The 12,940-nt window shown below is 64.5% G+C and carries 6 protein-coding genes; 2 read left to right on the top strand and 4 right to left on the bottom strand.

The window, feature by feature from the left end; all coding sequences use genetic code 11:
• Positions 1-420 precede the first annotated feature (420 nt).
• The 3 genes from AC5RV1_RS13900 to AC5RV1_RS13890 are packed head-to-tail and all read right to left on the bottom strand — an operon-like array spanning position 421 to position 7,995.
• Positions 421-4,119, bottom strand: coding sequence for a 1,4-alpha-glucan branching enzyme (locus AC5RV1_RS13900; protein ID WP_493994951.1), 3,699 nt, complete (start codon positions 4,117-4,119; stop codon positions 421-423).
• Between the two features lies 1 nt (position 4,120).
• A complete protein-coding gene (gene treS, locus AC5RV1_RS13895) occupies positions 4,121-5,917 on the bottom strand; it encodes a maltose alpha-D-glucosyltransferase (RefSeq protein WP_493994950.1) in 1,797 nt (598 codons plus the stop codon).
• Positions 5,914-7,995: an alpha-1,4-glucan--maltose-1-phosphate maltosyltransferase gene (locus tag AC5RV1_RS13890; RefSeq protein ID WP_493994949.1), complete on the bottom strand. Its 2,082-nt coding sequence runs from the start codon at positions 7,993-7,995 to the stop codon at positions 5,914-5,916. The genes treS and AC5RV1_RS13890 overlap by 4 nt, the downstream gene beginning before the upstream one ends.
• 153 nt (positions 7,996-8,148) lie before the next feature.
• Between AC5RV1_RS13890 and glgP the strand changes: the two genes are divergently transcribed.
• Complete coding sequence (gene glgP / locus AC5RV1_RS13885) at positions 8,149-10,767, top strand: alpha-glucan family phosphorylase (RefSeq protein WP_493946359.1); 2,619 nt, start codon at positions 8,149-8,151, stop codon at positions 10,765-10,767.
• Between the two features lie 34 nt (positions 10,768-10,801).
• Positions 10,802-12,583, top strand: coding sequence for a thiamine pyrophosphate-requiring protein (locus AC5RV1_RS13880; protein ID WP_493994948.1), 1,782 nt, complete (start codon positions 10,802-10,804; stop codon positions 12,581-12,583).
• Here AC5RV1_RS13880 and AC5RV1_RS13875 read toward each other — a convergent pair.
• Positions 12,580-12,936 (bottom strand): barstar family protein, encoded by a 357-nt coding sequence (locus tag AC5RV1_RS13875; protein ID WP_493946357.1) that lies wholly within the window; start codon positions 12,934-12,936, stop codon positions 12,580-12,582. The two genes, AC5RV1_RS13880 and AC5RV1_RS13875, sit on opposite strands and share 4 nt — an antisense overlap.
• Positions 12,937-12,940 lie beyond the last annotated feature (4 nt).

Raw genomic sequence — 12,940 nt, 5'->3', positions numbered from 1 at the left:
TGCAAAATTTGAAACCAGCTGTAAAAACCAGACCACACCACGGGGTGGCACAATCCAGTCAATTCAACCAATCAATAAAAAATTGGTATCAACAAACTTGGCACACTATTGAGTTCTCAAACAACAGACACACCCGGCACCACCCAACCAAACGGTTCAGGATCGCTCCGGAGCAACTTTTCAAACTTACCCGCTGGACTTTCACTTGTCAAACCGGCGTCCACGACATTCTTCAGCCTGAGGCTTGGTTGTCGGTTTTTCCGTCTGACTTCGTGGAGCAGCGCGGAAATAAACTCTACCACCACTCTGCGGAGATAGCCAACCGGCCCCTTCGACCACTCCCGGGCAGGCGGACAGAACAGCGAAAAGGCCCGGAACCACAAGGATTCCGGGCCTCTTTCGAAGAAGTTCAAGCAGGAATCAGGCGGACGTTGCTGATGCCGGCTTGAAGTACGCAGCACCGAGCGGTGGCAGGGTCACGCTCAGGGTGGCCGGCTGTCCGTCCTGCCCCTCATCCGTCGCCTTCAGCTCACCGGCGTTCAGCACACCTGAGCCGCCATAGGTGGTGGCATCAGTGTTCAGCACTTCTGTCCACGCCCCCGGCTCAGGTACTCCCAGGGTGTAGCCAGCGTGCGGCGCGCCCGAGAAGTTGATGGCACAGACCAGGGGGTTGCCCTCTTTGTCCCAGCGGATGAACGAGAGCACATTGCGCTCCGCGTCTCCCCCGTTGATCCACTGGAAGCCGCCGGGCTCGTTATCCCGGGAGTAGAGAGCGGGCGTGGAGGCGTAGAGCTCGTTGAGGTCCTTGGTCAGCAACTGCAGTCCCTTGTGAGCGGGGATATCGGCGAGCCACCAGTCGAGCCCGTGCTGTTCGGACCACTCCGCTTCCTGGCCGAACTCCGTGCCCATGAAAATGAGCTGCTTGCCCGGGTGGGCCCACTGGTAGGCGAAGAAGGCTCGCAGGTTGGCCAGCTGCTGCCAACGGTCGCCGGGCATCTTGCGGAGCATGGAGCCCTTGCCGTGGACTACCTCGTCATGGCTGATAGGGAGCAGGAAGTTTTCCGTAAAGGCGTAAACCAGGGAGAACGTCACGGTGCCGTGGTGCCACTTGCGGTTCACCGGGTCCTCGGACGCGTACTTGAGCGAGTCGTGCATCCAGCCCATGTTCCACTTCAGGCCAAAGCCCAGTCCGCCGTGGCTGGTGGGGGCCGTAACGCCGGGGAAGGCTGTGGACTCTTCGGCAATCATGACAGCCCCGGGGTGCGTCTTGTACACCGTGGCGTTGACTTCCTGCAGGAACGAGATGGCTTCGAGGTTTTCCCGGCCGCCGAACCGGTTGGGCCGCCACTGACCCTCTTCGCGCGAGTAGTCCAGGTAGAGCATGGAGGCCACAGCATCCACGCGCAGGCCGTCGATATGGAACTCATCCAGCCAGTACAGTGCGTTGGCCACGAGGAAGTTGCGGACTTCGGTGCGGCCGAAGTCGAAGATCAGCGTGCCCCAGTCAGGGTGCTCGCCCAAGGCGGGGTCGGCGTGCTCGTACAGGGGCTCGCCGTCGAACTGGGCCAAGGCCCATGCATCCTTGGGGAAGTGCGCGGGCACCCAGTCCAGCAGAACCCCGATGCCGGCCTGGTGGAGTGCGTCCACCAGGTACCGGAATTCGTCGGGGTGCCCGAACCGGGACGTGGGGGCGAAGTACGACGTGACCTGGTAGCCCCATGATCCACCGAAGGGGTGTTCCGCCACCGGCATGAATTCCACGTGGGTGAAGCCAAGCCACTTGACGTAGTCCACCAGTTCCTTGGCCAGTTCCCGGTAGCCGAGCCCAAGCTTCCACGAACCAAGATGGACTTCGTAGACGCTCATGGCCGAGTTGTGCGGATCCCGCTTGGCCCGGGCCTCCATCCATTCGTCGTCCTTGAAGGCGTATGAAGGCTCCACCACCCTCGACGCTGTCAGAGGGGGGACCTCGGTTCCGAAGGCAAGCGGGTCAGCCTTCTCCACCCAGTGGCCGGCCTTGGTGCGGACCTGGAATTTGTAGCACGCCCCTGCTGCAACCCCGGGAACGAAAATCTCCCACACGCCGGAGGAGCCAAGGGAGCGGAGCGAGTTTTCACGCCCGTCCCACCCGTTGAAGTCACCAATAACGCGCACAGCCTGCGCGTTGGGGGCCCAGACGGCAAAGGACACACCGTCCACGTCTCCAAGGGACGACTTGTAGTGCTGGACATGGGCGCCCAGGACTTCCCAGAGTTTCTCGTGCCGGCCTTCATTAATGAGGTGCAGGTCAACTTCACCCACGGTGGGAAGGTAGCGGTAGGGTTCGTCCACGGTGACCGGCTCAGCACCAGGGTAGGTTACGGCCAGGCGGTAGTCCGGGACGTGCCCCTGCTGGAGCGGATCCATAACGGCCACCCACACGCCGTGGGCTTCATGCTCCATAGGGATTTCGCCGGCTGCAGTGATGACCGTAACGGCCTCCGCCAGATGCTTCACGGTACGGATGGTGACGTGGCCGTAGTCGTCCAGGTGCGCGCCCAGGATGGAATGGGGGGCGTGGTGTTCACCGTTCGCGATCTTGCCCAGGGTGCCCGCATCCACGTGCAGCGGCACCCCCGGACGGTCCGTTCGTGCTGAGCCTGTCATTTCGTTACCTTCCGATGCTGCCCCGGCCTGGTCGCCGGCGCCGTTACCGCTGAGGAGCCGCCTGGAGGCGTTCACAGGGATCGCCAGCCAGTCGGGCCTGTTACGCATTTCATAAACTACTTCGTACAGTGCCTTGTCCAGCCACAATGCCACAAACAGGGGCGAGTCCCGGTCCACGGTGCCGGGCGTGACACCCGCATATCCGGCAAGGAAGGCCTCGGCGCAGTCGTCGACCCAGGAGGCCGGCACTTTGGCGCCTTCCTGTTCACGATGGGCAGCTCCCGCCGCGTAGTCGAAGGACCGCAGCATCCCGACGACGTCCCGCAGGGGAACGTCGGGAACGTTGCGCTCCGCAATGGGACGCAGCGGTTCGCCTTCGAAGTCGAGGATCGCCCACCTGGGCGCGTTGCCCGCCTGGCCCGGGACCTGGAGGATCTGGCCGAGGTGGAGGTCGCCGTGGATCCGCTGGAGCGGACCGGCAGCAACGCCGTCGAGTCCGCGCAGGAGGTGGTCCAGCGCGTCGTCGTAGGGGCCGACGGCGGAGGCGGCTTCCGCCCAGGCCTGCCGGACGCGCTGGGCTACTGCAGGGGCAATCACCTTGCCGGGTTCGGCCTCCGCCGATTGCCCGAGTGCTTCTGCAAGGCGGCGATGGACCGTTGCCGTGGCGGCGCCCAAGGCGCGGGCCTCAGCCGTAAAGTCGATTCCGGACCTGGCCGCGTCAACAGCCAGCCGCCAGGCATCGCGCCCGCCGGCCAGGAACTCATGGGCCACCGCCAGCTCGCCCTGGACGTAACGGGAACCGGAGCCCGGCCCGTCGGAAGAAGGCGTGCCCTGGGCCAGCCACTCGCCGCGGACCCAGCCCAGGGTCGCCGGAACTTCCGTAGTCCCCGCGGACGTGAGGGCAGCACCCACCTCAACCTCGGGGTTTGTCCCTTCCGACAGGACGCGGAAGAACTTCACGATGGCAGCCGATTCGCCGTCGTCCACAATTACTGAACTGTTGGACTGCTCCCCGGAAAGGACCTTCACCACCCCGCGGGCTGTGGGAAGGCGGTGGTCTCCTGGAGCCCGGAACCCGGAGGCGGTACCGCTGGGGGCCTTGTCCTCGCTGCGCATCAGGTCAAGCCAGGCGCCCACAAAATCGGGATCGTGCACGGCATCGTAAACCCAGGGCCTGGATGGATCCGTCCCGGCGGCCTCGCCAACCAGCGCGCGCTCCATCCCGGCGGCTGGCGCCGGCCGGAAACTCAAGGGGACCTGGACGACGTCGGTACGTCGGCCGCCGTCGGCTCCCCGGGTGGTCACCTTCAGGAGGAAGACTGCGAGCCCTGCGTGGCCGGAAGGATCGTCCAGCCCCAGGCTGCCTGCCTGAGACAGCTCGAAGGCGGGCGTCTTCACGGGGAACCAGCGCTGCCTTGGAAGCCATTCCTGAAGCAACGCGGTGAGGGCGGGGGTAAGGATGGGCTGGTTCATGTCAGTTCTCAATCGAGAGGATCGGCATTGCCTGCGTATAGGGGGACGAAGGATTGGACGCTGCCGACCGGATCCTCAGCCAGAAGAAATCGTGGCTGCCGAGAGTCAGCGTCAGCGTCCCGTCCTCGTTGATGCCAGGAAATGGCTGGCCGCCAAATACATCACGAAGGCCGCGCCCGCCGTAATCGGGGATACGCAGCCTTGCGGCCACTGGATGCTGCGAGAGGTTGAATGCACACAGAATGGATTCGCCGTCCACCCCCGCGGCGTTGCCGCTGGGCAACTCGCGGAGGTAGGCCAGGACGGCGTCATGGTCGGCCTCAACGTGTTTAAAGGAGCCCAGGCCGAAAGCGGGATGGTTCTTGCGGACGCTCAGGATCTGGCGCGTCCAGCGCAGCAGCGACCCCGAGTGGGCGGCCTCGGCCTCAACGTTTGCCATATTGTAGTTGTAAACCAGGGACTGGATGACCGGCAGGTAGAGCTTGCCCGGGTCCGCGTTGGAGAAGCCCGCGTTCCGGTCCGGGTTCCACTGCATGGGCGTCCGGACGGCGTCCCGGTCTTCAAGCCAGATGTTGTCCCCCATGCCGATCTCGTCCCCGTAGTACAGGAACGGGCTGCCAGGAAGCGACAGCAGCAGGGCGTTGATCAGTTCAATCTCCGCCCGGGAGTTGTCGAGCAGGGGTGCGAGCCGGCGCCGGATGCCGATGTTGGCACGCATCCTGGGATCCGGTGCATACCAGCCGAGCATGGCTGCGCGCTCATCGGCGGTCACCATTTCAAGGGTCAGTTCGTCGTGGTTCCGCAGGAAGGTGCCCCACTGGGCGCCGTCGGGAATGTTCGGCGTGTCCTGCATCGTCTCGATGATGGGCGCAGCCTTTTGGTCCCGAAGCGCGTAGTACAGCCGCGGCATGATCGGGAAGTGGAACGCCATGTGGCACTCGGGTTCAGCTTCCGTCCCGAAATACTCCACCACCTCATTGGGCGGCTGGTTCGCCTCGGCAATAATGACGCGTCCCGGGTAGCTTTCGTCCACCATGGCACGCAGCTTGCGGAGGAACTCATGGGTGGCCGGCAGGTTCTCGCAGTTGGTCCCCTCTTCCTCGAAGAGGTAGGGGATGGCGTCGGCGCGGAACCCGTCGATGCCCTGGTCCAGCCAGAACCGGACCACGTCAAAAAGGGCGTCGATGACCTTGGGATTCTCGAAGTTCAGGTCCGGCTGGTGGCTGAAGAATCGATGCCAGAAGAACTGCCGGCGGATGGGGTCGAAGGTCCAGTTTGATTCCTCGGTGTCCACGAAGATGATCCGGGCGTCCTGGTACTTCTCGTCCGTGTCGCTCCAGACGTAGAAGTCGCCGAACGGTCCGTCCGGGTCCTTCCGCGACTCCTGGAACCAGGGGTGCTGGTCGGAAGTGTGGTTCAGTGGCAGGTCGATGATGACCCGCACTCCCCTGGCATGTGCCTCGGCAACCAGCCGCTTGAAGTCCGTGATGGTGCCGAACTCGTCCAGGACCGAGTTGTAGTCGGAGATGTCGTAACCACCGTCGCGCAGCGGCGACTGGAAGAACGGCGGCAGCCAGAGGCAGTCCACGCCCAGCCACTGCAGATAGTCGAGCCTGTCGATGAGGCCCGAGAAATCCCCGGAACCGTCACCGTTGGCATCCGCAAAAGCTCTGACGAGGACCTCGTAGAAAACGGCTTTCCGGTACCACAGCGGATCGTGCTGCAGGCCCGGCGCATTCAGTTCGAAGGTGCTCTTCGGCGTGAAATGCTGTCCCGAACTTTGCGGATTAAAACTCACTGATGCATTCTCCTCACGCTGAGGATGTGCGCGGGCTCAACATGCGGGTCCAGGCGTACGTAGTTGTACTCGCCCCATTCCCAGCTTTCACCGGAGATGAGGTCGTCCACGTGGAAGCCGCCGTTCGCGGTGAGGTCCTGCGGGTTCAGCTCCAGGGCGGCAAGGTCCAGCGATACACTGCATTCCTTGGTCACGTGGGGATCCAGGTTGACCACCACGATGATGGTGTCCTTGGATCCGTCGGCGAGGGTCTTGTGCTTGGAGTACACCACTGTTGAGTCATCAGTGCTGTGATGCACCGTCAGGTTCTGCAGGTCCTGCAGCGCCGGATGCGCGTGCCGCAACTCGTTCAGCCGGGTGATGTACGGAGCAAGAGTCCGCCCTGACTGGGCGGCCGCGTTCCAGTCCCGCGCCTTGTACTCGAACTTCTCGTTGTCGATGTACTCCTCGGCGCCCGGCCGGGCGACGTGCTCGTACAGCTCGTACCCCGCGTAGACACCCCACAGCGGGCTTGCCGTGGATGCCAGGGCCGCCCTGATCTTGAACGCAGCCGGCCCGCCAAACTGGAGGTATTCCGTGAGGATGTCCGGCGTGTTCACAAAGAAGTTGGGCCGGAAGAAGGCCGACGACTCGTGGCTGACCTCGTTGAAGTACTGCTCGATTTCCTTCTTGGTGTTGCGCCACGTGAAGTAGGTGTAGGACTGCTGGAAGCCGGCACGGCCCAGCGCGTGCATCATGGCGGGACGGGTGAAAGCCTCAGCGAGGAACACAACCCCCGGAACCTGCTTATCCACCTGGGCAATAAGCCACTCCCAGAACCACACGGGTTTGGTGTGCGGGTTATCCACCCGGAAAATCTTTACGCCGTGACTGACCCAGAGCAGGACAATACGGAGAATTTCGTTGGAGAGCCCCTCCGGGTCATTATCGAAATTGAGCGGATAAATGTCCTGGTACTTCTTGGGCGGGTTTTCCGCGTAGGCAATACTGCCGTCCACCCGGGTGGTGAACCATTCCGGATGCGACTCAACCCACGGATGGTCCGGGGCGGCCTGCAGTGCAAGGTCCAAAGCCACTTCCAGGCCGAGGTCATTGGCCCGGGCTACAAAGGCGTCAAAGTCCTCAAAGTTCCCAAGGTCGGGGTGGATGGCGTCGTGGCCGCCCTCCTTCGCGCCGATGGCCCAGGGTGAGCCTGGATCGTTCGGGCCTGCGATAAGTGTGTTGTTGGGCCCCTTGCGGTGCTGGACGCCGATGGGATGGATGGGCGGCATGTAGATGACGTCAAAGCCCATGGCGGCGACGGCGTCGAGCCGTTGCGCGGCGGTGCGGAAGTTTCCCGAAGTCCAGGTGCCCGTGGTGTGGTCCTTGACTGCGCCTTCGGAGCGGGGGAAGAACTCGTACCAGGCTCCGCGGCCGGCCAGGTCCCGCTCAACCAGCAAAGGGTACTGCTCGGAGACGGTGACCAGCTCGCGGATCGGCTGGTGCGCGACAACGCCGGTGACTGCGTGGCTGAATCCGGCCCCGAGGCGCTCCTCCGTGCTGAGGGAAGGGTCAGCGAGCTTGTCCGCGGCCTCGCGGAGGACACCCCTATCCCAATCGCTGCGGGATTCGTCCCTGGCAGCTTCGTGGAGCAACGCGGCACCCTCCGCGAGCATCAGCTCGACGTCGATGCCAGCTTCCACCTTCACTTCCGCGTTGTGGTGCCACGTGCCGTAGCGGTCGTGCCAGGCTTCGATGAAAAAGGACCAGTTGCCCGTGTCCGACGGCGTGAGGACGCCTTCCCAACGGTCCGTCCCCATGCCGCGTTCCCCGCGGGGCGGCGCCAGCCTGATGCGCTGCCGTTCCTGGCCCGCCGGATCCAGGAGCACTGCACTGACCCCAAGCTGGTCGTGCCCCTCCCGGAACGCGGTGGCGCCCACCACGATTCCCTCGCCAGGCAAGGCCTTGGCAGGAAACTTTCCACCCTCGACCACGGGCTGCACAGCCGTGATGGGGAAACGTCCAAACCGCAGGCCGTCCGTGATGCGGCCCTGCGGCTTTTCCTTCGATGCGGCAATGGTTCCTGAGTTAGTCGTCACAGGCTCGACGTTAGCGAGAAATGAGCCGGAATGCTAAGCCTGCGCACTATTTTCGTTGCGGCCCGTGTCATTTCCTCCACGCGAAGAGTCATTTATCCAAAAGAAACGCGGGGTTGGTTCCGGCCGCGCATGTTGTCGGTTAGTGTGACGCAGGTGAAGGCAATCCGCAGATTTACGGTCCGTACAGTCCTCCCCGAACCCATCCGGCCGCTGGCCCGGTTGGCGAGTAATTTGCGCTGGTCCTGGCACCGCCCCACCCGGGAACTCTTCGCCGGGCTGAACCCGCGGCTTTGGGTGGAAAGCGGTGAGGATCCCGTCGGTTTCCTGGGCCTGGTGAGCCGCGAAGAGTTCCAGCAGCTTGCCGCAGACCAGTCGGTGGTGGACCGTGTCCGCACCGCCGAGAAGGACCTTGACCGGTACCTCGAGGAGCCCCGCTGGTACCAGAGCCTGGGCCCGGACGCGCCGGCGTCGATTGCCTACTTCTCCCCCGAATTCGGTATCACCGAAGTCCTCCCCCAGTACTCCGGTGGCCTGGGCATCCTGGCCGGCGACCACCTCAAGGCCGCCTCGGACCTGGGCGTGCCCCTGATCGGTGTTGGCCTGCTCTACCAGGCCGGATACTTCAAGCAGTCACTGTCCCGGGACGCCTGGCAGCAGGAAACCTACCCGGTCCTGGATCCGGACGGCCTGCCGCTCACCCTCCTCCGCGAGCCTTCCGGCGACGGCAACGGCCAGCCGCTGCAAGTTTCCCTGCCGCTCCCCAACAACCGGCGACTGCTGGCACACATTTGGCGCGCCGACGTCGGACGCGTCCCCCTGCTCCTCCTGGACTCAAACGTTCCGGGCAACGACGAAGCGGCCCGCAGCATCACGGACCGTCTCTACGGCGGCGGCGGTGACCACCGGCTCCAGCAGGAACTGTTGCTGGGCATGGGCGGGGTCAAGGCGCTCCGCGCCTTCCAGAAGCTCACGGGAACCCCTGCTCCGGAAGTGTTCCACACCAATGAAGGCCACGCCGGTTTCCTGGGCATTGAGCGCATCCAGGAACTGATGGCCGGGGACGAGGCACTGACCTTTGATGAGGCCTTGGCTGCCGGCCGCGCCTCCACCGTTTTCACCACGCATACCCCGGTGCCGGCCGGCATCGACAGGTTTGAAATCTCCCAGATCCACCACTTCTTCCAGTCGGGGCTTGCACCGGCTGTACCGGTGGACCGCATCCTGGAGCTTGGCCGCGAAAATTACGCGAACGGCACCCCGTCCGTTTTCAACATGGCCGTGATGGGCCTGCGGCTGGCACAGCGGGCAAACGGTGTTGCCAAGCTGCACGGCGAAGTGTCCCGCGGGATGTTTTCCGCACTGTGGCCCGGGTTCGACCACTCCGAAGTGCCCATCACCTCCGTCACCAACGGCGTGCACGTGCCCACCTGGGTGGACAGCCGTATTTCAAAGCTTGCCCGGGACCAGTTCGGCAGCGAAGCTGAAGCGCTGGGCCGCTGGGACCTCGCCTACAACGTCAGTGACGCCGACGTATGGGCGCTGCGCCGTGAAATGCGGGTTGCGCTGGTTGAGGACGTCCGCCGCCGGCTCCGTGCAGCCTGGAAGAAACGCGGTGCGGCCGACGCTGAGCTGGGCTGGACGGACAACGTGCTGGACCCGGACATACTCACCATTGGGTTCGCCCGCCGCGTTCCCACCTACAAGCGGCTTACCCTGATGCTGCGCGAGCCGGAACGGCTCAAGGCACTCCTGCTGCACAAGGAACATCCCATCCAACTGGTCATCGCCGGAAAGTCCCACCCCGCTGATGACGCGGGGAAGAAGATGATCCAGGATCTGGTCACCTTTACCGATGACCCGGAAGTCCGGCACCGCATTGCCTTCCTGCCGAACTACGACATCGGAATGGCACGGACGCTCTTCCCTGGCTGCGACGTCTGGCTGAACAACCCGCTCCGGCCGCTTGAGGCCTGCGGAACGTCCGGCATGAAGGCGGCGCTCAACGGTTCGCTGAACCTGTCGGTCCTCGACGGCTGGTGGGATGAGATGTACGACGGCGAGAACGGCTGGGCGATTCCCACAGCCAACAACGACGCATCGCCGGAGGAACGCGACGATATCGAAGCCGCCGCCCTCTACGAGCTGCTCGAGACGCAGGTTGCCCCGCGGTTCTACGGCATCACCGTGTCCGAAGGCGCAGGCGCAGCCGGTCCGTCGACGTCGGGTACCGAGAAGGTGCCCACCCACTGGGTATCGATGATCAAGCACACCCTCTCGCACCTTGGTCCGGCGGTTTCGGCCGACCGCATGCTGCGTGACTACGTGAACATCCTCTACCGCCCGGCAGCGGAGGCCGGCCGGAATGCCGGCGCCAACTCCTACTCCCAGGCACGCACCCTGGCAGCGTGGACCGCAAAGGTCCGTGCAGCCTGGCCGCAGGTGCACGTGGAGCACGTTGACTCCGTTGGGGTTTCCGAGGACCCGCAGATCGGTGACATCCTCCAGGTCAATGCCTACGTATCGTTGAACAGCCTCACCCCGGACGATGTCAGCGTGGAGGTGGCCTACGGCAGGGCGGAGGAAAACGACACCTTGGCGGACATCACGGTGATGGAACTGAAGGTCCAGGAAGACCTGGGCAGCGGCCGGCACCTGTTCAGCGGCTCGCTGCTGATCGACCGCTCCGGGTCCTTTGGGTACACCGTACGTGTGCTGCCGCGGCATGACGCGCTGGCGTCGAAGGCTGAGCTGGGCCTGATCGTCAACGCGTAAGAGGCAGGGCACGAAACCGCTGCAGGAGGATCCCATGAACGACCGCACCGTGGCAGACCTGATCGTGGAACGGCTCACAACGTGGGGCGTCAACCGTGTATTCGGGTACAGCGGGGACGGGATCAACGGGTTCATGGGAGCCCTCCGCCGGGCGGAGGGCCGGGTTGAGTTCGTGCAGGCACGGCACGAGGAAACCGCGGCCTTTATGGCCGTGGGGCACGCGAAGTACACCGGCGGCGTGGGAGTGGTTACGTCCACGCAGGGGCCGGGCGCTGTCCACCTCCTCAACGGCCTTTACGACGCCAAGCTCGACGGCGTGCCGGTGGTGGCGATCGTGGGCCAGCAAAGCCGCACTGTGCTGGGGTCTGCCTACATGCAGGAGATCGAACTGACCGTCCTGTTCAAGGACGTTGCAGCCCAGTTCGTGCAGCAGGTCAACGCACCCGAGCAGCTTCCCATGGTCCTGGACCGTGCCTTCCGCACGGCGAAGGCCACCTCCTCGCCGTGCGTGGTGATCCTGCCGCACGATATCCAGTCCGCGCCCGCACCCCAGCTGGAGCAGGAACACGGCGTCGTGGTCACCGCGCCGTCCTGGAGCACGTCCGCGAAGTCGCCGCGCGGGGAAGACCTGGACGCCGCGGCCGCGCTCCTCAACAATGCGCAGAGGGTGGCGCTTCTCGTGGGCCAGGGCGCCCGGCACGCCGCCGCGGAGGTGGTGGCCGTAGCTGAACAGTTGGGTGCCGGCATTGCCACCAGCCTCCTGGGGAAGCCCTACGTGGACGAAACCTTGCCTTTCGCCGTCGGCACCATGGGACATTTGGGCACCACCGCCAGCGCCCACCTGCTGGGCAACTGCGATGCGCTGCTCATCGTCGGCTCAAACGATCCCTGGACTGAGTTTTATCCACCGCCCGGTGCGGCACGGGCTGTGCAGATTGATATCGACGAGCGGAAGATCGGCAACCGCTACCCCGTGGAGGTTGGGCTGGCCGGCGACGCGGCAACGGCCCTCAAGGCCCTTGGTTCCCGGCTTGACCAGCGGCCGCGCGGGCAGTGGCGGGCCGACGTCGAACAGGAAGTCACGCGCTGGCGGGCACTGGCCGAAGAGCGCGCCGCCGTACCTGCCAGCCCCGTCAACCCGGAAAGGGTGGTGCGGGAGCTCAATGGCAGGCTTCCGGCCAACGCCCAGGTGAGTATCGACGTCGGCAGTTGCGTTTACTGGTACGCCCGCCAGCTCATACTTCCGCCGGACGTCCCGGCCCACCTCTCAGGCACGCTGGCAAGCATGGGCTGCTCCATCCCCTACGGCATTGCCGCCAAGCTTGCCCATCCCGACAGGCCGCTGGTGGCACTGTCCGGGGACGGCGCCATGCAGATGGCGGGAATTGCCGAACTGGTGACAGTGGCTCACCGCTGGCGGCAATGGCAGGACCCCCGGTTTGTCGTCTGTGTCTTCAACAACCGTGAGCTCACCGAAGTTACGTGGGAACAGCGCGAGTCAGAGGGCGAGCCGCGGTTCCGGGACAGCCAGGAGCTCCCGGACTTCCCGTTCGCGGGTTACGCCGAGCTGCTGGGCCTTACGGGCATCCGTGTGGACGATCCCGAGCTTCTGGGCGATGCCTGGGAGCGGGCGTTCGCGGCCGACCGGCCTGTGGTGATCGAAGTGCTCACTGATCCTGAGGTTCCCCTCCTGCCGCCCTTCCCGGGAGGCCGTGAGAAGGCAGACAGCATGCGCAAGGCCCTTGCGGAGGAGGAAGGCGGCGGCCGGGCCCTGGACCTCCTGGAGACTTATGCCGAGCAGGAAGAACGCGCCTAGAGCATGACGGCGGTAACGGCGAGGTCCTTGCCGGCGTAGCGCTCGGCGTCCTGGAGGATTTCGCAAATGACCCCGAAGGACCGGTCACCGCGGAATGGCGCCGCTACCTGCCACAGCACCGTGACGGGCGGGTTGCCGTTGTCCGTGATGCTGTCCGCGAAGTCATGCAGGGAATCGTTCAGGGCGTCCAGGTTCACGCCGTAGTGCTCCGGGAAGTTGAGGACCTCCCCAAATGTTTCCAGGACTGCCTTCTTGCTGTCGGCCGCCGGAACCACCAGGCTGCGGCGTCCGGCGTCAGCCACCTGCTCCTGCAGTTCTTCCAAGGTCCAGGTCTCGCCGGAGTAGATCTTCATGGTT

The organism is Arthrobacter sp. Hb9-2 (assembly GCF_059091165.1).
The sequence above is the reverse complement of the archived record's forward strand: the minus strand, read 5'-3'. Positions and strand labels throughout refer to the sequence as shown.

Coding starts and splice junctions, on each gene's coding strand:
- AC5RV1_RS13900 (WP_493994951.1), bottom strand. CDS start 4,119: ATGAACCAGCCCATCCTTACCCCCGCCCTCACCGCGTTGCTTCAGGAA.
- AC5RV1_RS13880 (WP_493994948.1), top strand. CDS start 10,802: ATGAACGACCGCACCGTGGCAGACCTGATCGTGGAACGGCTCACAACG.
- AC5RV1_RS13875 (WP_493946357.1), bottom strand. CDS start 12,936: ATGAAGATCTACTCCGGCGAGACCTGGACCTTGGAAGAACTGCAGGAG.